General features: G+C 39.6%; 30 protein-coding genes and 2 pseudogenes. 31 read left to right on the forward strand and 1 reads right to left on the reverse strand.

The window, feature by feature from the left end; translation table 11 throughout:
* The 31 genes and pseudogenes from crcB to BM086_RS17970 form a co-directional block, all read left to right on the forward strand.
* The coding region (gene crcB, locus BM086_RS17820) for a fluoride efflux transporter CrcB (protein ID WP_141107783.1) at positions 1 to 345 on the forward strand (345 nt) is incomplete at its 5' end.
* 49 nt (positions 346 to 394) lie between these two features.
* Positions 395 to 985 (forward strand): hypothetical protein, encoded by a 591-nt coding sequence (locus BM086_RS17825; protein ID WP_092330516.1) that lies wholly within the window; start codon positions 395 to 397, stop codon positions 983 to 985.
* A 181-nt stretch (positions 986 to 1,166) separates the two neighbouring features.
* On the forward strand, positions 1,167 to 1,469 hold the full coding sequence (locus BM086_RS17830; protein ID WP_026499325.1) for an ArsR/SmtB family transcription factor: 303 nt from the start codon (positions 1,167 to 1,169) through the stop codon (positions 1,467 to 1,469).
* Positions 1,466 to 2,467, forward strand: a pseudogene (locus tag BM086_RS17835) (permease). Before BM086_RS17830 ends, BM086_RS17835 begins: the two are co-directional and overlap by 4 nt.
* Positions 2,468 to 2,481: 14 nt before the next feature.
* Positions 2,482 to 2,709, forward strand: coding sequence for a thioredoxin family protein (locus BM086_RS17840; RefSeq protein WP_026499327.1), 228 nt, complete (start codon positions 2,482 to 2,484; stop codon positions 2,707 to 2,709).
* 14 nt (positions 2,710 to 2,723) lie between these two features.
* On the forward strand, positions 2,724 to 3,200 hold the full coding sequence (locus BM086_RS17845; RefSeq protein WP_092330520.1) for a GNAT family N-acetyltransferase: 477 nt from the start codon (positions 2,724 to 2,726) through the stop codon (positions 3,198 to 3,200).
* A 24-nt stretch (positions 3,201 to 3,224) separates the two neighbouring features.
* Positions 3,225 to 3,572 (forward strand): GNAT family N-acetyltransferase, encoded by a 348-nt coding sequence (locus BM086_RS17850; protein ID WP_242952256.1) that lies wholly within the window; start codon positions 3,225 to 3,227, stop codon positions 3,570 to 3,572.
* An 80-nt stretch (positions 3,573 to 3,652) separates the two neighbouring features.
* Positions 3,653 to 4,075, forward strand: a complete 423-nt coding sequence (locus BM086_RS17855; protein WP_026525377.1) for a C-GCAxxG-C-C family protein — start codon at positions 3,653 to 3,655, stop codon at positions 4,073 to 4,075.
* A gap of 49 nt (positions 4,076 to 4,124) precedes the next feature.
* The gene (locus tag BM086_RS17860) at positions 4,125 to 4,262 is read left to right on the forward strand and encodes a hypothetical protein (RefSeq protein WP_242952257.1); all 138 of its coding nucleotides are present in this window, start codon (positions 4,125 to 4,127) and stop codon (positions 4,260 to 4,262) included.
* Positions 4,263 to 4,334: 72 nt separating this feature from the next.
* Positions 4,335 to 4,766 carry a GNAT family N-acetyltransferase gene (locus tag BM086_RS17865; protein ID WP_092330523.1) on the forward strand — a complete coding sequence of 144 codons (432 nt, stop codon included), beginning with the start codon at positions 4,335 to 4,337 and terminating at the stop codon, positions 4,764 to 4,766.
* Between the two features lie 216 nt (positions 4,767 to 4,982).
* Positions 4,983 to 5,567 carry a TetR/AcrR family transcriptional regulator gene (locus tag BM086_RS17870; protein WP_092330527.1) on the forward strand — a complete coding sequence of 195 codons (585 nt, stop codon included), beginning with the start codon at positions 4,983 to 4,985 and terminating at the stop codon, positions 5,565 to 5,567.
* Positions 5,564 to 6,127, forward strand: a complete 564-nt coding sequence (locus BM086_RS17875; RefSeq protein ID WP_092330531.1) for a dTDP-4-dehydrorhamnose 3,5-epimerase family protein — start codon at positions 5,564 to 5,566, stop codon at positions 6,125 to 6,127. Before BM086_RS17870 ends, BM086_RS17875 begins: the two co-directional genes overlap by 4 nt.
* Position 6,128: 1 nt before the next feature.
* Positions 6,129 to 6,662 (forward strand): GNAT family N-acetyltransferase, encoded by a 534-nt coding sequence (locus tag BM086_RS17880; protein WP_092330535.1) that lies wholly within the window; start codon positions 6,129 to 6,131, stop codon positions 6,660 to 6,662.
* Positions 6,663 to 6,679: 17 nt separating this feature from the next.
* Positions 6,680 to 6,817 (forward strand): hypothetical protein, encoded by a 138-nt coding sequence (locus tag BM086_RS17885; protein ID WP_330391634.1) that lies wholly within the window; start codon positions 6,680 to 6,682, stop codon positions 6,815 to 6,817.
* A complete protein-coding gene (locus BM086_RS17890) occupies positions 6,817 to 6,999 on the forward strand; it encodes a hypothetical protein (RefSeq protein ID WP_092330538.1) in 183 nt (60 codons plus the stop codon). The genes BM086_RS17885 and BM086_RS17890 overlap by 1 nt, the downstream gene beginning before the upstream one ends.
* A 4-nt stretch (positions 7,000 to 7,003) precedes the next feature.
* Positions 7,004 to 7,453, forward strand: a complete 450-nt coding sequence (locus BM086_RS17895) for a GNAT family N-acetyltransferase (protein WP_026518339.1) — start codon at positions 7,004 to 7,006, stop codon at positions 7,451 to 7,453.
* Positions 7,454 to 7,471: 18 nt separating this feature from the next.
* Positions 7,472 to 7,999: a GNAT family N-acetyltransferase gene (locus BM086_RS17900; protein WP_092330542.1), complete on the forward strand. Its 528-nt coding sequence runs from the start codon at positions 7,472 to 7,474 to the stop codon at positions 7,997 to 7,999.
* Positions 8,000 to 8,005: 6 nt separating this feature from the next.
* Positions 8,006 to 8,422 (forward strand): hypothetical protein, encoded by a 417-nt coding sequence (locus BM086_RS17905; protein WP_092330547.1) that lies wholly within the window; start codon positions 8,006 to 8,008, stop codon positions 8,420 to 8,422.
* Between the two features lie 127 nt (positions 8,423 to 8,549).
* The gene (locus tag BM086_RS17910) at positions 8,550 to 9,419 is read left to right on the forward strand and encodes a CPBP family glutamic-type intramembrane protease (protein ID WP_092330551.1); all 870 of its coding nucleotides are present in this window, start codon (positions 8,550 to 8,552) and stop codon (positions 9,417 to 9,419) included.
* A 200-nt stretch (positions 9,420 to 9,619) separates the two neighbouring features.
* Positions 9,620 to 10,111 (forward strand): hypothetical protein, encoded by a 492-nt coding sequence (locus BM086_RS17915; RefSeq protein WP_092330554.1) that lies wholly within the window; start codon positions 9,620 to 9,622, stop codon positions 10,109 to 10,111.
* A gap of 99 nt (positions 10,112 to 10,210) precedes the next feature.
* A pseudogene (locus tag BM086_RS21975) lies at positions 10,211 to 10,698 on the forward strand (peptide deformylase).
* A 15-nt stretch (positions 10,699 to 10,713) separates the two neighbouring features.
* On the forward strand, positions 10,714 to 11,259 hold the full coding sequence (locus tag BM086_RS17925) for a prolyl-tRNA synthetase associated domain-containing protein (RefSeq protein ID WP_092330559.1): 546 nt from the start codon (positions 10,714 to 10,716) through the stop codon (positions 11,257 to 11,259).
* 2 nt (positions 11,260 to 11,261) lie between these two features.
* On the forward strand, positions 11,262 to 11,633 hold the full coding sequence (locus tag BM086_RS17930; protein ID WP_092330563.1) for a YccF domain-containing protein: 372 nt from the start codon (positions 11,262 to 11,264) through the stop codon (positions 11,631 to 11,633).
* 19 nt (positions 11,634 to 11,652) lie between these two features.
* Positions 11,653 to 12,030, forward strand: a complete 378-nt coding sequence (locus tag BM086_RS17935; RefSeq protein WP_092330568.1) for a zinc ribbon domain-containing protein — start codon at positions 11,653 to 11,655, stop codon at positions 12,028 to 12,030.
* Between the two features lie 12 nt (positions 12,031 to 12,042).
* On the forward strand, positions 12,043 to 12,555 hold the full coding sequence (locus BM086_RS17940) for a GNAT family N-acetyltransferase (protein WP_092330571.1): 513 nt from the start codon (positions 12,043 to 12,045) through the stop codon (positions 12,553 to 12,555).
* Between the two features lie 11 nt (positions 12,556 to 12,566).
* Positions 12,567 to 13,217, forward strand: a complete 651-nt coding sequence (locus tag BM086_RS17945) for an AAA family ATPase (RefSeq protein ID WP_242952258.1) — start codon at positions 12,567 to 12,569, stop codon at positions 13,215 to 13,217.
* A 247-nt stretch (positions 13,218 to 13,464) separates the two neighbouring features.
* A complete protein-coding gene (locus BM086_RS17950) occupies positions 13,465 to 13,821 on the forward strand; it encodes an NUDIX domain-containing protein (RefSeq protein WP_242952259.1) in 357 nt (118 codons plus the stop codon).
* A complete protein-coding gene (locus tag BM086_RS17955; protein ID WP_092330576.1) occupies positions 13,754 to 14,257 on the forward strand; it encodes a KilA-N domain-containing protein in 504 nt (167 codons plus the stop codon). The genes BM086_RS17950 and BM086_RS17955 overlap by 68 nt, the downstream gene beginning before the upstream one ends.
* Positions 14,212 to 14,700: a hypothetical protein gene (locus tag BM086_RS17960; protein WP_141107784.1), complete on the forward strand. Its 489-nt coding sequence runs from the start codon at positions 14,212 to 14,214 to the stop codon at positions 14,698 to 14,700. The genes BM086_RS17955 and BM086_RS17960 overlap by 46 nt, the downstream gene beginning before the upstream one ends.
* Positions 14,701 to 14,722: 22 nt before the next feature.
* Positions 14,723 to 15,466, forward strand: a complete 744-nt coding sequence (locus tag BM086_RS17965) for a hypothetical protein (protein WP_092330587.1) — start codon at positions 14,723 to 14,725, stop codon at positions 15,464 to 15,466.
* 11 nt (positions 15,467 to 15,477) lie between these two features.
* A complete protein-coding gene (locus tag BM086_RS17970) occupies positions 15,478 to 16,227 on the forward strand; it encodes a macro domain-containing protein (RefSeq protein WP_092330592.1) in 750 nt (249 codons plus the stop codon).
* 229 nt (positions 16,228 to 16,456) lie between these two features.
* On the opposite strand, the gene BM086_RS17975 is transcribed toward BM086_RS17970, so the two are convergent.
* Positions 16,457 to 18,181, reverse strand: coding sequence for a methyl-accepting chemotaxis protein (locus BM086_RS17975; protein WP_092330597.1), 1,725 nt, complete (start codon positions 18,179 to 18,181; stop codon positions 16,457 to 16,459).
* Positions 18,182 to 18,195 lie beyond the last annotated feature (14 nt).

The following is an 18,195-nucleotide window of genomic DNA, read 5'->3' on the forward strand; positions in this document are numbered from 1 at the left end:
GGTGGTGCCTTGGGTGCAGTAGCGCGATATGCAATAAGTCTGATTCCTGTTAAGACTTATTTTCCGATATTAACTCTGATTACAAATATCCTCGGTGCCATACTAATTGGATTCGTTGTTGGAATTACCAGTAACCGAGAAAGTGTATCTGATAATACCATTCTTTTCTGGAAGACAGGGGTGTGTGGAGGTTTTACCACATTCTCTACATTTTCCCTTGAAGCTTTTAATTTGTTTGAGAAGAAACAATATATGAATGGCGGATTATATGTGGCACTGAGTTGTTGTTGCTGCATATTTGGAATTCTATGCGGAAAGAAACTTGCGACGATAATAAAACTTTGAATTTCAGTATTACGCACAATAGAAAAACGGGATTGAATGGGGGATGATTATGAAAATACTTGTTGTTGGTGGAACGAGATATTTTGGGATACCTATGGTTAATACCTTGCTCAAAAAAGGGCATGAAATCACAATCGCAACAAGAGGCAATTCAAAGCCGGTATTTGATGGCCCTGTAGACTATGTTGTTATGGATAGGATGGATCCTGCCAATATTTCTTTTGTCAGATATCCAATAGTCATGGGTGAAAATGATTATACAGGTAGACTGGATTTCTATATTGAGCATATTAGAGATCAGAAACCGATGAATATTGATGATATTGATACTAAGATGGCATTCATATACGAGAAAGATGCTGGTGATTTTATTGCATATCTTGCGGAACACTTTGTTCCAGGACCAATAAATGGATGTTCAAAAGAAGCGGTCAAGATATCAGATATAATTGAGTACATAGAAAAACGTCTTGGGAAGAAAGCTGTGATTAGTCAGACGGGGAATAATGCCCCATATAATGGAATTGAAGATACACTCAGTTTTAGCACTGAAAAGGCTGAATCAATTGGTTATAGATTCCGTGAGCTTAAAGAATGGCTGTACCCGTTGATTGACTTCAGGACGGCAACATCAAATTAGTTTTATATTCCAGGATAACGCTCCACCTTCTAGGGACTTAGAGCGGAAAATCGGAAGATAAATTGCCCCGTAGGAGACAGAGTTTTAAAAGCTCTGTCTCCTTTTTGAAATAATACATTGACGAATATCTATGTATATGCTTTATCAACACATAGATAAACATCTATATAAGGAGAAGATTATGGCCAAATTAGACGAAGTGCTGATATGTAAGGCTCTTGGAGATCCCAACAGAATGGAAATAGTTAAGATGCTTTCTGATCAGGAGAAATGCGGATGTAAGCTTCTTGAAAAGTTTGATATTACACAGCCGACTCTTTCTCATCACATGAAGATACTGGTAGATTCGGGACTGGTTAACGACAGAAAAGAAGGCAAGTGGCACTACTATTCAATAAACACGGACATCATGAAAGAATTCTGTGGATTTATTAAAACTCTCTGTAATGAAACTACCGGCAAATGCTGTAAGGGGAAAGCATGATGTGGGACTTTATTCAGACACAGATCCTGGGAATGAAGTGGCTGAACAATTTGGTCGGGGAACTCCTGTCTGCATTAGGATTGGATATAGATAGCAGGATAGGCTCCGGCATACACTTTTTTATCTATGATGTTATAAAGATCACGATCCTTCTTTGTTTGCTGATCTTTGTGATCTCATATATCCAGAGTTTCTTTCCACCGGAGCGTAGCAGGAAGATAATGGGCAGATTTCACGGAATCGGAGCAAATATCGTAGGAGCCTTGCTTGGAACCGTGACACCATTCTGCTCGTGCTCATCCATCCCGATATTTATGGGATTTACGAGTGCCGGATTACCGATTGGAGTAACATTCTCTTTTTTGATCTCATCACCGATGGTGGATCTGGGGAGCCTCGTACTGCTTATGAGCATCTTTGGGGCAAGGATAGCTATCGTTTATGTTGTGATGGGACTTATGATCGCTGTTGCAGGTGGTACATTGATCGAGAGACTTCATATGGAAGATCAGGTCGCGGATTTTATCAGGAATGCAAACAGCAGCGTTGAAATAGAAACTCCGAGCCTCCCTGTTAAAGAGCGTTTAATATACGCAAAGGACCAAGTAGTATCTACATTTTAGAAAGTGTTTCCATACATTCTGATAGGAGTCGGGATTGGGGCTGTGATACATAACTGGATTCCGGAAAGCTGGATCAGGGCAGTGCTTGGGGGAAGAAATCCCTTTGGAGTGATACTTGCAACAATCCTGGGTATTCCGATGTATGCTGATATCTTTGGTGTGATCCCTATAGCCGAGGCACTCTTGTACAAAGGAGCTTTGCTCGGTACGATCTTAAGCTTTATGATGGCAGTGACTACACTCAGTCTTCCGTCGCTCATTATGCTGAAGAAAGCTATCAAGCCAAAACTGTTAGGAACATTTATAGCCATCTGTACAGTGGGCATCATCATTGTCGGGTATGGTTTCAACTTATTTCAATATTTATTCATCTGAAGGAGGATATGGTCATGAATATCAAGGTATTAGGCGGAGGATGCAAAAGCTGTGAGGCTCTCCTTGCATCTGCAAAAGAAGCAGTAGCGAAAAAAGGGATCGATGCGGAGATAGAGTATATCACGGATATGGAAAAGATCATGGGTTTCGGAGTGATGAGTATGCCGGCTCTTATGATCGACGGAAAAGTTGTTTCAGCCGGAAAGGTTCTTAAGGCTAAGGAAGTTGAAAAATTCTTATAGGAGATGTCAGGGATATGGAGGAGAATATTATGCTTTTTGAAACGAAAAAGTGTACTAATCCTGATATTGTGAAAGAGCTTTTTGTTGAGTATTCGCATATCAAAGGGGCAGAAAGCTGTTTTGTTTCCTTTGATAAGGAATTGAATGATTTGCCTGGGTATTATTCAGGTGGAGCGATAATAGTAGGATATGAAGAAGATAAAACCATTGCCTGTGTTGCCATAAAGAAAATAAGCGACGAAACCTGTGAAGGAAAGCGTCTGTTTATCAGACCGGAATACAGAGGAAAAGGATATGCAAGGATAATGCTCAAAGCAATGACGGATAAGGCTTTTGAACTTGGGTTTAAGGAATTGATTTTCACAACGAAACCGGAAGTTATGAGAATTGGATATAGCCTATATAAACGTTTGGGATACGAAGAATTATCAGAGGAAAATGGTATTGTATCAATGAGGATAGATCTTAGCAAGGAATATCCATATAGGTGATTACTAATTGTCTTTGGAGGTAATATGGAAAGAGAACTGTTTATAAGGGACGCTGATCCCGAAGATGCTAATAGACTGGTGGAGATATATTCATATTATGTTCTGAATACCGCTGTTTCTTTTGAATATGAAGTTCCGTCAGTTGCAGATTTTGAAAACAGGATCAAGACAACAAAAGAAAAATATCCATATATGGTGTGCTTATTAAAAGACAGGATCGTCGGCTATGCGTATGCGGGACCATATAGTTCTAGAGAAGCTTATAACTGGACAGCAACAACATCTATCTATGTTGATAAGGATTATCGCAGACAGGGTATCGGTTCGTTGTTGTACAAAGAGCTGGAAAAAGGCTTAAAGAAGCTCACATGAAGACTATAGGTAAGAAATTTGACAGATGGTATGATCTGTTATGGATGCAGAAAAAACTATAGTAAGAGGAGTCAAGATCTATGACACACAAAGAAAAAGCAATGAAGATATTTTATGAAAAATTCAATTGCTCGCAGGCAGTTCTTGGAGCATACGCGGATGATTATGGGCTGACGGTAGCTCAGGCTATGAAAGTGGCAGCATGTTTCAGCGGGGGCGTGAGAAAAGGTGAAGTGTGTGGTGCTGTATCCGGGGCAATCATGGTGATTGGGTTGAAATACGGAGACGGACCCGACTATAAAGCAACTGCTTATCCCAAGGCTGCTGAATTTATGGAAAGATTCAAAGAAAAGAATGCTTCATATATCTGCAAGGATATACTTGGCTGTGACATATCCTCCGAAGCGGGGATGCTCTATGCCCGGGAGAATGGACTTTTTAAGGATATTTGTCCGAGAATGGTAGAATCCGCGGTTGATATTCTGGAAGATATGGAAATATAAGCAATTGGTACAGAGGAGAAATACGGAATTTTGATGGAGGAAAAGCAAGGTGAATGAATTTAATGAATGTGTTCATGAAGTTTTTTCTGCAGCCGGTGATATTATCATAAAATCAATGATGGGCGGATATCTTGTATACCTCAATGGTAAACTGATAGGTGATATTTGCGCTAACGAACTGTTTTAAAGAGCTCCCTTTTTCATTGGTGTTGCTCATGATAGAATAATTCAAATCAAAATTTGGTAATGGGGTGGCAAAATGATCAGAGTTATGGAGAACATTGACTTAGCACAATGTGGCATGATTTATTCAAAAGCATTCCCTATGGAGCATTGGGGAATAGATTGGACAGCAGAAAATGCAACAGAATATCTTCAGGATTTTTTTGAGCAGAAAAGATTTGTTGGGTATGTATATGAAGAAAATAGCGAAGTATTAGGATGTATATTTGCACTTTGTAAGATTTCCGGGAGCAAAGAAGAGATTTACATTAATGAGATGGCCGTACTTCCCGAACGACAAGGTCATGGAATAGGTAAACAGCTATTAAATGCGGTTAAAGATTACAGTAAGGAAAAAGAACTTGCGGGAATTGTTCTTTATACAAGCGAGTATGCGCCAGCGGCTAAGTTTTACGAAAAGAATGGATTTAAGTTATCAAATGGAACTATATGTATGTATTGCGAATAATTGAAAGGTAGTTTACAGAACCACTTTTAGCTTGCCATAGCGACAAATTCCGGTTGAACAAAATCACTGCACACAGCCTAGGCAGGCCATCGCGCAGCGATTTTGTTCAATTCAAATTTGACAAGATAATTTATATTACACTTTATACTTGAAATAACTAACATTGTTAGTATAATATTAACTAACAATGTTAGTTGTTTTTTATTAGGAGATGTTATGCCAAGAACAGGATTATCTAAAGAAGAAATAGTAGAAAAAGCTGCAGAACTGGCCAACGAAAAGGGGCTGTCTTACTTGTCGGTTACTACACTGTCAGAATATTTAGGGATCAGGAAGCCGTCATTGTACAACCACATGAAGACCATAGAAGATATGCACAGAAGTCTTATGATATATGGGTGGCAAACTGTATCGGAAGATGTTGTCAGAGGAATTGATTCTTCAGATGAAAAAGCAAATCTATTTGAGTACGGAAAAAAGTTCTATAAGTTTGCAATGGAGAATCCTGGCGTATTTGAAGCGATGCTCTGGTATAACAAATACTCAGATGACACGCTGCTTTCTGCCACAGAAGGATTATATTCTTTTTTCTTCAAGCAGACAGATGGCTTAGGGATAGATCGTGAGATCGCTAATCACTTGCTTCGAACATACAGGGCTTTTCTTGAAGGTTTTATTATGCTTCAGATTCATAATTCCTTTGGAAATCCAATATCATTGAAAGAGAGCTTTGAGATATCACTGAATGTGATGATATCCGGGATGGATGGGTATAGAAATAAGAGGGGTAATAAAAAATGATTGAGTTCAGAAATGCTGACGTGTCTGATATGATGATAAAAGAAATATTTGGAAAAGTAAAAATATATAGGCTCCATTCGCGTGTTGATAACCGTGGATCTCTGGAATATGTTTTTGATGAAAACACTGCCTGTTTCAATGCCCGGGAGACAAGAATCTATAGCATGCCCAAAGAAGGAACTTTTTTTGGAATTCACTACAGAGAAGAGAGTAGCCCAATGACGAAGTTTGTGACAGTCATAAAAGGCAGAGGTATGGATTACGTTATTGATTTGAGAAAAGACTCCTCAACCTATTTTCAATGGGAGTCATTTGAACTGTCAGAAGAAAATGCACTGGCAGTACTGATTCCTGCAGGTTTTGGGCATGATTTTATTTCATTGCAAAATGATACGATACAGCTTTATTCTGTGGACAGAAGTGGCAACGATGCTTATTCAAAACATATTAATTACATGGATTCCAAAATCGGTCTTAAACTGCCTGTACCCATTTCCGAAATCTCGGATTATGATTTAAGCGCTCCTTTTGTTTCAGAAAGGGGAGTTGTAGGAGAGTGATATGTTAATAGAAACTGATAGATTGATAATCAGAGATATAGCACTGACGGACGGAGAGACGTTCATTCATATGGCTTCTGATGGGAGCCTTAATGATATAGGCTTTGACAAAGATTCTAGTTCCTGGATGGATGACTGGATTATAGAAGCGCAAAATCTGGCGCGAGAGGACAATCCTCGAAAATCTTATCTTGCTTATGTGATTGAAGATAAAAGAACAGGCTCGACTATCGGATCTGTCGGATGTTCATATTATGAGGATTTGCAGAAAGTGGGCATTACTTATTTTATCGGAGCAGATTTTCGAAATAATGGATACGCTTCAGAAGCAACAAAGGCGTATATTTCTTATTTCTTCGAGCATTATGATGAAAATGAGATAATTGCCACTATACGTGAGGATAATGTCCCATCTTGGAAAACGATAGAAAGTGTAGGCTTTTCATTTACAGAGAAAAAAATGTACAAAGATCTCAACGATGCGAACGAAGAACTATATCGATTTTATTTGGCGCAAAGAAACCAACAAATATAAATCCGGGAGAGTGACTAATGAAAATAGAGCATGTAGCCCTGTATGTAAATGATCTAGAAGAAGCCAGAGAATTCTTTATTAAATATTTAGATGGTAGTTCTAATGCCGGTTATCACAATAAGAATACAGGAATTATGGTATCGGTAAGCAGCTGATGAAGTTTTTTGAGGATAATGCTTCCGATTCTTCTTCAGCAAAATATTTCTTAACTGTAGATGATTTTAACCCGGGAGCGAAGATATTATATGAAAATCTGGGGTATAAGTGTGTTGGAGAACTACCTGATTTTTATAAAAATGGGATTAACTGCTATTTGATGATGAAAAGAAGAGGGTAAAGATATGAGCCTACAATTTGTAAAAGCAAGCACTTCTGATGCTTTGACACTTAATGGAATATCTAAAAGAGCCTTTGATAGCGATGTTCAGGTTGGAGCACCTTCAGCTGGTGGGCCACCTGGATATATGTCTGTTTCTTATCACACAAAGATGGCCAGAACAAATCATTTGTATAAGCTCACGGACAATGGACTAATTGTTGGTGGTGCGATTCTATTTTTGGAAAAAGACAAGTTGAACATCGGAAGGATCTTTGTAAGCCCGGAGCATTTTCGCAAAGGTTATGGAGTCTACATGATGCAGGAAATTGAGACAATGTTTTCAAATGTAAAGGAATTTGTATTAGATACACCCATTTGGAATGTCAGAACAAACGCCTTTTATACCAAGTTGGGATATGTGGAAGTGAGTCGGGATAATGAATTCATTTATTATATTAAGAAATGTGAGTGATGAAAGGGGAATTATCATTTGATAAAAATCGAATTATTATCAGAGACAAATTTCTGTTTAGAATCATTAGATTCATATAACAGAAAACAGAATGTAAATAAAGTATATCGAAGAATAGACGGAGAATATGCATTAGTAGAATGCAAATATACCGAAGATTGGGACTTAAGCCAAAAGCGTTCTGTGGCAAAGCAAATAAGCAGTGATGACTATATTACATACATCGCATTAGAAAATGATAAAGTTGTTGGCTTTATTGGGCTATTAAAGAAACTAAACGGTCCTTACATGATTCTTGATATGATGCAGGTATCTTCTGAACGCAGAGGCCAAGGTGTTGGCAGACGATTATTTGAATTTGGAAAAGCGGAAGCAATAAAAGCTGGTGCACAGGCTCTGTACATATCTGCCTGTTCTTCTGAGGAGACGATTGCATTTTACAGAGCAATGGGAAGTGGTCTGGCAAGCATTCCTATAAAAGAACTTGCTGAAAAGGAACCATATGACCTTCAGATGATATGTCCTGTAATAGACTGCGACAGATAATCGGAGATGAAACTGACAGAGAAGATGATCCGCTTTGCTGAATGCAAACTTGGCAGCACGGAGTATGCAGGCTGGTGTCTTGCGTTTATCGAGGATGCACTTGAAATCAGCAATCATATCGAAATATTTGGTGGAGATTCTGCAAAGGAATCCTGCGAGATGTACAAGGACGCGCTGCGAGGCGGAGTTCCGGAGCGAGGTGCTTTCGTATTCTATGACTGCCTGTGTCAAAGCGAAAACGGCCCAGTCAACTGGGGACATTGCGGCGTTAGTTTCGGGGACGGTCGTGTGAACCATGCGTGGGACGTGGTCCGAATTGACGACTATCTGGCAATAGAAAAGCTGACGGCGCTGACCGGAGATCATCCGAAATACCTGGTGATATTTCTTTTACATGCAGACTCAATATCACGACTTGAATAGATTCTGTTCATTGCTTAGTGCGACAGCCCCTTATTAAAATTAGCACTAAATGCGTAGATAACAGCCATATAAACTGATAAAATATTGAACTGTATTATAAAAAATTGTTACGGGGATGGGGTAGTGCATGAAAAATGAGAATTTAAGCAAGAAAAAGGTAGCTGTTATTTTCGTTATAGTTACACTTTTATTAACGTGGCTCTTTCAATTTACGCCAATAGTATTACAAATGAATGTAGAAGAGACTTCGGTATCTTCATTTGACTTTGCATCTATCTTTTTTGTTATCGGGGGTATGCTTCCATCACTTTTAGGAGGCATTTTTGTCGCTGTTTTATACAAAAAAGAGAATATTAAAGATTTCTTCAAAAGATGTCTTGTACCGGATAAAAGAAGTATTTTAGCTATATTTATCAGCTTGCTTCTCATATGTATTGAGTGCTTTGTCACACAGACAATATCCAAGATGAATGGAGGAGAAAATCTTGGATTTGAGGGGCTAAAACTTATTGCGGGAAATCCATTAATGTTTTTCTATTTCCTGTTTTGGGGGCTGATATCAGGACCGTTATCTGAAGAGTTTGGCTGGAGAGGCTTTCTCTCAGATATGGTAATCAATAAAAAGAATGTTGTAAAAGGTTCGATAATTATTGGATTAATCTGGGGAATATGGCATTTACCACTGTTCTTTTATCCTGCTCAGATTCAGTATGAATGGGCTCATTCAAACATGCTTTTAGCGGTATGCTTTGTACTTATGTGTGTAACAAATTCCCTTGTATATAGTTCAATATATGTTATTTCACACAGAAAAGTCTTTCCAATATTCTTTTTACATATGTTTGAAAATATCGTTCTTACAGGAGCAATGATCTATCCATTCAGTGATGTTTACAAAACACTGGTTAATCCGGTTTCAATTGTACTTGATATAGTATTTTTTGTAATCATTACCAGAACAAGATTATATAAAGATAGTCTTGAAGCCATGAATTAAATTACAATAAATGCGCCCTCGCAGTAATGCGGGGGCGTACCTGTGTATTCCAGCGGTTCGTAGAGACTAGGAAGGCTACAAAGAGTTACAATGCAACTTTTATTTATATTTGATTTATCTCGAAAGTTATTGCAATTGAGCATACCAATGACAAATTCAATTCAGTAAGAGACGAGTATTCCGGTGTTATCTTTGAACAGATGCAGGCAGGTAATAACGGCCTATATAAGGTAAAGTACCTGACTTTCGGAATCCATTCGGACTCCCTTAAGACAGCAAGACCAAGACTTATCCACCTTGAGATGGATATCCTCAATAACTTTAAGAGAATAGGCGTAGTTGCCAGAACTCTTAATGGAAAAGAGAGACTTGGTATCATGCACAGCATCTTCCACATCGGCGAGGATGAGAGATTCCACTTTGATTGGAACTGGCTCACATCATCAGGACTTTCGGTAAAAGACTTTATCGCTCACAGTTCATTTTATTTCAAGAATGGAAGGACATTTAAGATTGGTAACACTTACGGAGCAATGTCGCTTCTGGCTATCACTGCTTCTGACATCAGCGATCAGCTCCTGTCAGATATCCTCAAGATGGAATCCAGCCAGATTGTAACAATGCATATTCAGACCATTGATCAGAATGAGGCTATCTACAGCGTAGGCTGGATGAAATATGGGAGCTCATGAAAGAAATGTTGGACAAGCTTTCAAAAATTCAGTAGTATTTGACATGTATATTGGTGAAGTGGTTGATATTATTAAGTGATTAAGGTAAGGGGAACGAGAATGGTTAAGAAGATAGTCAGAGACCAGTTCTTTTTACAACAGAAGTCAGAGCCTGCAACAGAGGCAGACAGGCAGGTTGTAGAAGATCTTTTGGATACATTAAGAGCAAATCAGGACAGATGTGTGGGCATGGCTGCGAATATGCGCGAGTAGCGATGAAAATGCCGAGCTTGCTCGAGCATTTGAGGAGCACCGCGGTCAACGAGGCGACAGCCGAGTGGATCGGTGTAAAGAAGCAGATTATTGTTGTGGCTATGGGACCATTCATTTTTCCTATGATCAATCCTGTTATTACAAAGAAGACCGGAGAGTATCAGACGGAAGAAAGCTGCCTTTCTCTGGATGGGGTAAGGCCCTGCACAAGATATAAAGAGATTGAGGTTGATTACCTAGATCAGGACTTCTAGCCAAAGCATGGGAAATACAGTGGTTTTACGGCTCAAATAATCTGCCATGAGTGCGATCACCTAGCCGGACGATTGATATGATGAGGGTTAAAGAAAATGGAACTGTTTGATGGAAGACCAGTAAGCTGTGAAGGCCGTTTGCCCAGAGAGGTCAAGGTATATGACTATTTGGATAAGATTGGGATAGAGTATAAACGAGTTGATCATGATCCTGCTACAACTATGGAAGCCTGTGAAGAGGTGGATAAGGCACTGGGCACATTGATGTGCAAGAATCTTTTTCTTTGTAACAGACAGAAGACCAGGTTTTATCTGCTGCTCATGCCGGGGGATAAGAAATTTAAGACAAAAGAGCTCTCGAATCAGATAAACTCAGCCAGGCTTTCTTTTGCCGAAGCAGAGGACATGCTGAAATATCTGGATATCGAGCCCGGAGCAGTAAGCGTGATGGGGCTTATGAATGATAAGAACCATGAAGTGCAGCTCCTTGTGGATGAGGATCTTAAAACATCAGAGTTTTTTGGTTGTCATCCATGTGTATGTACATCAAGCTTGAAAATCATGACGGCTGATATTTTTGAGAAGTTTTTGCCAGCTGTGGGACATGAACCACAGACAGTGCATCTTGTGGGAGAGGATTGATTATGAGATTTCTTGGTAATTTGATTTGGATTTTGTGCGGAGGGCTGCTTAGTGCCCTGGGATGGTGGATTGTAGGACTTCTCTGGTGCTGCACAGTTGTAGGCATTCCTGTAGGGCTCCAGTGCTTTAAGCTTTCTTCAATTTCACTGAATCCTTTTGGAAAAGAGATTGTGGATGAAGGCGGGGCTGTATCCTTGCTTCTTAACATCCTTTGGATTTGTCTTTCCGGGATTGAACTTGCGATCGCAAACGCAGTGATTGGCTGCATTTTTTGCATCACCATTATAGGAATACCTTTCGGTAAGCAGTTCTTCAAGATTGCAAGAGTGGCTCTTTTACCATTTGGAGCAAGGGTTGTGAGATTACATTACTAAGAATGGAGCGAAGAAGTAGATGTTTTTTATCATGGGAATTACAGATGGCAGGAAGGATTTTGAGTTCAATCAGCTGATAACCTGCGCAATCTGCGGAAAATATGGGCGCTTTAACGTGTTCATGACATATACGGTGCTGTCTCTTTTCTTTATACCGACTTTTAAGTGGAACAGGCATTACTACGTGCAGACCAGTTGCTGCGGAACTGTTTATGAGCTTGATCCGGAGATTGGTAAGATGATAGCCAGAGGCGAAGAAGTTGAGATCCTGCCAAGTCATCTGAAACAGGTAAGCGGCGGAAGAGGATTCACGACCGGTTATAAGAGATGCAGACAGTGTGGATACGAGACAACAGAGGACTTTGATTTTTGTCCTAAGTGCGGAACGAGGTTTTGAGGAGCTGGGATTATGCTGAGGCTTAGACCATATAAGAGCTGCGATGCTGAAAAGATAAGTGAATGGATAAAAGACGAGGATGTATTTGTTAAGTGGGGCGGAGATCATTTTGGAGAGTTCCCGATTACCGCAGGCATTATTGATGACAAGTACAGACAGAGTAATGGCGACTACAAAGAGTTAGACAACTTTTATCCCTGGATCGCAATAGATGATGAGAACAGAGTGGTAGGGCATTTCATTATCCGCTACATCCATGACGATAACAGGATCCTTAGATTCGGCTGGGTAATTGTAGATAGTACCATCAGAGGAAAGGGCTACGGGGCAGAAATGCTTCGCCTGGGCCTTAAGTACGCTTTTGAACTTATGGATGCTAAGGTTGTTACCATAGGTGTGTTTGAGAACAATGACATTGCTCATGAATGCTACAAGAAGATTGGATTCAAGGATAAAGAGATAACGGAAAAAGAGCCTTTTAATATTATTGAGATGGAACTGAAGAGGGAAGATTATATCGCGTGAGGTTTTGATTATTGAATAAGCAGGATATTATCAGCAGATTAAAAGATTTTCCATATAGTTGTGAAGAATACTGGGTAATAACCGGAAGTGCGATGGTTCTATATGGGATACGAGAGCAGACCCACGATATTGATAAGGGCTGCACTTCTGCTATGGCAGATCCTCGCTTTGTGGATATATTCCGTATGGTTGATTATAGTATCTGCAGTATAGAAGTGGATAATGACAGGCCTTATGGCAAGTCGTTAATAATAAGAAAAGATGCAAATGGGAATGAAATCCGTAGGGAACTTCAGCAGGATTCAACCGGTGTAAGGGAGTTCTTTGCTTGGGCTGTGCAAATATTCAGAGTGGTATACGAGAACAGGGTTGTATTTGCGGATGAGATGGACAGAGTTCTCAATCCTATTTTGTCAGACAGAGTTGTAGCGTTTGTTAACGGTGAGGAACATAAGGGACAGTTCATCTTCTCTACACACAACGTGCTTCATTTGAATCTTAAGACCTATATGAAAGAACAGATTTATTTCGTAACAAAGAGTAAGGACAGTCTTACTTCTGAGTTGTATTCGCTTGCAGATTTCCCTGAGGTAAGGTACGAGACGGCCAAGGTCTATGAGTTTTACATGAAGGGCATTTTGGGAGGTACAGCTTTTGAGTAGAAAAGAGAGGATAAGCTGGTCTCCAACAAGTATGAGATCAAGAAAAAGACTTTTGATATCATCATCAAACAGACTGATTATGATCAGAATGCATTGGATAAGAAAAACACCAATATTGAAGAGTTCTTCGATGTTATTGATTGGTAAAACAAGGCGCTGTTTAGCAGTATTAATTGCTGTTAAGCGGCGTCTCTTTTTGATATATTAGAAATAGTTTGTTGGAAATAGTTAAGGGGAATAATTGGATATGAGTAAAGACATGACAGTGCAGTGCGACAATGGATTTATTAACATCAGAGTAGGTGCAATAATTCTGAAGGATGGAAAGTTCCTTATGGTTGGGAACCATATCAGACCAGAGTATTTATATTCTGTAGGGGGTAGGATCAAGTTCGGAGAGACTGCCGAGGAAGCAGTAATACGTGAGGTGTATGAAGAGACTGGCATAAGAATGGAAGTAGACAGGCTGGGGTTCGTTCATGAGAATTATTTTTATGGGGATGCGGAGTCTAACCTTGCTCACAATAAAGAACTGCATGATACTGGTCAAAAGTTTATGTCTGGTAAACGGAACGGAAATAAGGGTTTATGGAGATGTTATTAATGAAGATGCATATATATGCCTGACTGATATAGCCAAAAAGAAGAATCCTACAGAAGCTGCTCTTGTTATCAGCCATTGGCTAAGAAATCGGTCTACTATAGATTTTTTGGGATTATGGGAGCAGTTGCATAATCCAAATTTTAAACCTACCGAATTCGGTAGGTTTAAATATGAGTCGGGAGAAGCTGCATTTACGCTTACCACCAAACAGTGGGTAGAAGCAACAAATGCTATAGGAATAATATCAAAGGCAGGCAAGAATGGTGGAACCTATGCACATTCTGATATTGCCTTTGAGTTTGCGTCGTGGATATCACCAGAGTTCAAGCTCTACATTATTACCGACTATCAGCGGCTTAAAAAAGATGAATCAGAGCGTTTGTCCATCGGATGGGACGTAAAAAGAGAGTTGGACCGTATAAAGAGCTTTCTATAATTGATAAAAGAGCCGTTTGCGCACAATTTGCATTATCATTTATGTTGGATAATTCAGATATTGTGCAGCTTAGAAGGCACCACGATAGAATAGTACAGCTAGATTTTGCAGATGCATTCGAAATGAACGGCATGTTTCTGAATATGTTCTATGCAACAGGACATGTCGATGAAGCTAAGAAGATGATTGATAACTATAGCACTGCATTCGCTAGACATCTTGATGAGCTGGACTTCGGGATTTCTATTCTTTCAAAGGAGCTTGATATGGAACTAGCTGATGTGAGTGATGTAATGCTTAAAACAGCGAAGAAGGTTCTGGAAATCACAGAAGAAGATATTGATTACGTGAGAAAAGAACTGCTTAATATCTATCCTGAAGAGATTGCAGAGTACTATATCAATTCAATAAGGCTTCTACAGAAAAAGGTTGCAAGTATGTAAAAGAGATTGCGGGGGCAATAGCGTGGTTAAGACAGTTAAAGATTACAGAGTTGGTATAAACAAGATATTTTCAAGATATACGAGACACGGCTTTGTTGAGTACAGGGATTGCAACGGCCTTGAATGTGATATGGTCGACCTTATGCTTGAAGCGACAGAAGAGCTTGGCGGACGCGGAGAGTATAAAGAACTGTTTGAGATTGCCTGCAAGGGCTTTCTTAAATGGGGCAATACTGATAAGGACGATGATGGGCAGACTCAGTATTTTGCTAGCATTATTGAGGATACCTGGGATGTAGTCTATAAGGCTAATGATCCTAAGATGCCCCACAAGAAGATGTACGAGTGGTTTGTTGGGCATATAGATGGCTCTGTCATCGACTATATGGAAGACTACTTATATGATTATTTGCTTGAGCATTTTAAAGAACCTGAGCTCTTGCAGAAGAAGATTGATTTTTACAATGCAAAGATAGAAGAGGGCGAGGCGAAGAAGGACGATTCCTATCGTGATTTTCAGGCTGAGCGTTGTGGTTTATATGTTCTGAGGACCATGGCGGATATGAAAAGACCTATCGAAGAGATCCGCCAATACTCCAAGGGCGTTAAAATGTACAGCCTTAAGGAGACTATGGCTCAGATTGAGCGCATTGAAGGAATCCCGGTTCTTTCACTTGATGGACTGATTGAAATGAAACAGGAACTTGGCCGGGAGAAAGATATTAGAGATAAAGCCTTGATTAAGGCATTCAAAGAAAAACTATAGTGAGGTGAGTTATGCCTTTTCAGATTATCAGGAATGATATTACAAAAGTAAAAGCAGATGCTATTGTTAATACAGCCAACCCAAAGGTGACTGTTGGAAGTGGCGTGGACACTGCTATATACAATGCTGCAGGATGGGATAAGCTTTTTGCGGAGCGTGAGAAGATTGGTCCGATAGAGCGAGGAGATGTGGCTATTACTCCAGCTTTTGATCTTGATGCAAAATACATTATTCATGCAGTTGGCTGCTGGTGGGAAGGTGGAGATCAGGGCGAATCAGAACTTCTTCGTCAGTGCTATGACAAAGCTCTTGCTTTGGCCGCCAAGAAAAAGTGTAAATCCATAGCTTTTCCTGTTATGGCTACCGGATGCTACGGCTTCCCGGCAGATGTGGGAATGGAAATAGCTGTTGATGCTTTTACCGAATTCCTTGAAGAGCATGACATGGAAATATATCTGGTAGTATTCGATCAGGGAACAGTAAAGGTATCAGGTGAGCTTGGAGAAGAAGTACGCTGCTTCATCGATGATGAGTATGTTTCCGGTGCCTTTGATAATGAGTACTTTGCAAAAGGAGTTCCTGAAGGACTGCTGAATTCAACCGTTTCCGCAGTTATGCTCCCAGACGAGGATTTTGATGAGGACTCAAGGTCCAAACAGGACAACTCTATACTGAGGCGCATACTGCATCCCGGACTATTATGGCAAACCATCCCTGTTGAATTCCCCTGGTGTTGGACTGTACATCAAAAACATCTATAGTTATAAACTCCGGATACTTTTTTTCTAAAGGCGTACGATTATCTTCAAAAAAAGGCAGTCTGCAGCTACATAAAGTGCAGACCACCATTATAAATGACAAAATAACAGTTGTTTTTCTTTTTATTCTCCCCATTACTTCTTCCCCCATCAAAAAAAATTTATAGGAGAAACATAATAATGGCAAGTTTAAAACTAACAGAATAATGAAAAAATATTGCTCTGATATTATTTATATCTTTGTGAAGATAGCTGTTTCGTCATCAAGCTCACTTACAATTCGCTGATTCTCATCCATTCTCTTTGTAATATTGTCCATATCACTTACCAAAGTCTGAGTACTTTCAGCTGCTGAGGAAACTCCCTTTACACCTTCATCGATAGCATTTGTTATGCTTCCTATTGACTCTGCAATTTCGTCAAAGGTTTCCTTGAAGCCATCTGTCTTTTCTGTAAAGTCAGCCATTACAGATTCAATATAGTTAGCATTATCTCTATATTTTTCGCCATCCTCTACAAACTTGGAAAATTCTGGAAGAATGGAATTCTGCATATATGCAACAAGGTCATTTGCACTGTCCGAAAGATTATGAACAGCACTTACTACAACAGAGTTTATTTTCTGGATATTTCCTGCTGTCTGGCGGCTATTTTCTGCAAGACTACCTATTTCTCCGGCTACAACTGCAAAGCCCTTTCCTGCTTCTCCTGCCCTCGCAGCTTCTATAGAGGCATTAAGAGAAAGAAGGTTAGTCTGACTTGCAATACTCATAATCTCATCCGTCAGAGAATTAACCTGGTCTACACTCTGGCTATCGGCAATGGCCTGATTCAGAGCTAACAGGATTTCATTAACCTTAGCATTGGTCTCATCCATATTCGCTTTGGCATTATGCTCCATCTCGTCCGCATGCTCTTTCATCGTCTTGGAATATTCATTGATCTTGCGGCTCTTTTCTGCCATTTCATCGACCTCTGCCCTGACAGCCTCTGTATTACTGTTGATCGTCGAAGCGTTATTGGCAACTTCTTGCATTGTCGCAGAGAGTTCTTCTGTTAAAGCAGAAAGATCTGAAGCACTGCTATTTGAAGTCTGTACACTTCCAAGAACATCACTGACCACTTTATCCATTGATTCTGAATTACTGGTAATAGTAGTAAATATATTCTGAAGAAGTTCTATAAAGGAATTGATTCCCTGCGTTAATGTTCCTATCTCATCGTGAGAGCTTATAGATACTCGCTTTGTAAGATCTCCTTCACGATTGTTTATTCCGTCTATAATTTCTCTAAGCTCTGCTTCCGCCTTTATTACAGGTCTGATAACATGTTTGGCTACCATGTATATAGCTATTGCAAGTGCTATCACACTAATTATCATGACTGCTAATCCTGATACAATAGCCATATTAAATCCCATTGTCAAAAGATGTCTTTCGCTGGAAGCATATTCTTTATATGAAGTAATGATCGTGTTAATATCATCATTTAACTTCTTTGAACTGTCTGCAACCAGTCCATTGGCAGTGCTATAAGCATCTTTTGTTTTCTGATTTGCGCTCTGCGCAAGAAGAATCATTACCGACTCTTTAAAGCTTTGGTAATCTGTTATCATATTCTGATAAGCATCAGCTGTATTTGTATCTATATACTTCTGATAACTCTTAATGTACTCATCAAGAGCCTCCTCCTGCTCATCAATCTGAGCTACAACACCAGTCATAGTCTCAAAGTCCGTTGCAACTATGTGCGAAAGAGCAAGGGTGTGGATATTCTTGGTAGTCTGCCCTATAGTATCTAACTCCGTTATTGCTCCAAGATAATTATCTGCGATCACAGAAGCCATATCATTAACTTTTCTAAGGTTATTGATAGCAAGAACGTTTGACATTACCGAGATCACAAAAAGAAGTAGAACCGGAACCAATATTTTTACTCTTATACTCGTTTTTTTCATTGCTTCAACCTCCT

The organism is Butyrivibrio sp. YAB3001, assembly GCF_900112195.1.
Classification (GTDB): domain Bacteria; phylum Bacillota; class Clostridia; order Lachnospirales; family Lachnospiraceae; genus Butyrivibrio.

Coding starts and splice junctions, on each gene's coding strand:
- BM086_RS17825 (WP_092330516.1), top strand. CDS start 395: ATGAAAATACTTGTTGTTGGTGGAACGAGATATTTTGGGATACCTATG.
- BM086_RS17830 (WP_026499325.1), top strand. CDS start 1,167: ATGGCCAAATTAGACGAAGTGCTGATATGTAAGGCTCTTGGAGATCCC.
- BM086_RS17840 (WP_026499327.1), top strand. CDS start 2,482: ATGAATATCAAGGTATTAGGCGGAGGATGCAAAAGCTGTGAGGCTCTC.
- BM086_RS17845 (WP_092330520.1), top strand. CDS start 2,724: ATGGAGGAGAATATTATGCTTTTTGAAACGAAAAAGTGTACTAATCCT.
- BM086_RS17850 (WP_242952256.1), top strand. CDS start 3,225: ATGGAAAGAGAACTGTTTATAAGGGACGCTGATCCCGAAGATGCTAAT.
- BM086_RS17855 (WP_026525377.1), top strand. CDS start 3,653: ATGACACACAAAGAAAAAGCAATGAAGATATTTTATGAAAAATTCAAT.
- BM086_RS17865 (WP_092330523.1), top strand. CDS start 4,335: ATGATCAGAGTTATGGAGAACATTGACTTAGCACAATGTGGCATGATT.
- BM086_RS17870 (WP_092330527.1), top strand. CDS start 4,983: ATGCCAAGAACAGGATTATCTAAAGAAGAAATAGTAGAAAAAGCTGCA.
- BM086_RS17875 (WP_092330531.1), top strand. CDS start 5,564: ATGATTGAGTTCAGAAATGCTGACGTGTCTGATATGATGATAAAAGAA.
- BM086_RS17880 (WP_092330535.1), top strand. CDS start 6,129: ATGTTAATAGAAACTGATAGATTGATAATCAGAGATATAGCACTGACG.
- BM086_RS17885 (WP_330391634.1), top strand. CDS start 6,680: ATGAAAATAGAGCATGTAGCCCTGTATGTAAATGATCTAGAAGAAGCC.
- BM086_RS17890 (WP_092330538.1), top strand. CDS start 6,817: ATGAAGTTTTTTGAGGATAATGCTTCCGATTCTTCTTCAGCAAAATAT.
- BM086_RS17895 (WP_026518339.1), top strand. CDS start 7,004: ATGAGCCTACAATTTGTAAAAGCAAGCACTTCTGATGCTTTGACACTT.
- BM086_RS17905 (WP_092330547.1), top strand. CDS start 8,006: ATGAAACTGACAGAGAAGATGATCCGCTTTGCTGAATGCAAACTTGGC.
- BM086_RS17910 (WP_092330551.1), top strand. CDS start 8,550: ATGAAAAATGAGAATTTAAGCAAGAAAAAGGTAGCTGTTATTTTCGTT.
- BM086_RS17915 (WP_092330554.1), top strand. CDS start 9,620: ATGCAGGCAGGTAATAACGGCCTATATAAGGTAAAGTACCTGACTTTC.
- BM086_RS17925 (WP_092330559.1), top strand. CDS start 10,714: ATGGAACTGTTTGATGGAAGACCAGTAAGCTGTGAAGGCCGTTTGCCC.
- BM086_RS17930 (WP_092330563.1), top strand. CDS start 11,262: ATGAGATTTCTTGGTAATTTGATTTGGATTTTGTGCGGAGGGCTGCTT.
- BM086_RS17935 (WP_092330568.1), top strand. CDS start 11,653: ATGTTTTTTATCATGGGAATTACAGATGGCAGGAAGGATTTTGAGTTC.
- BM086_RS17940 (WP_092330571.1), top strand. CDS start 12,043: ATGCTGAGGCTTAGACCATATAAGAGCTGCGATGCTGAAAAGATAAGT.
- BM086_RS17950 (WP_242952259.1), top strand. CDS start 13,465: ATGAGTAAAGACATGACAGTGCAGTGCGACAATGGATTTATTAACATC.
- BM086_RS17955 (WP_092330576.1), top strand. CDS start 13,754: ATGATACTGGTCAAAAGTTTATGTCTGGTAAACGGAACGGAAATAAGG.
- BM086_RS17960 (WP_141107784.1), top strand. CDS start 14,212: ATGGGACGTAAAAAGAGAGTTGGACCGTATAAAGAGCTTTCTATAATT.
- BM086_RS17970 (WP_092330592.1), top strand. CDS start 15,478: ATGCCTTTTCAGATTATCAGGAATGATATTACAAAAGTAAAAGCAGAT.
- BM086_RS17975 (WP_092330597.1), bottom strand. CDS start 18,181: ATGAAAAAAACGAGTATAAGAGTAAAAATATTGGTTCCGGTTCTACTT.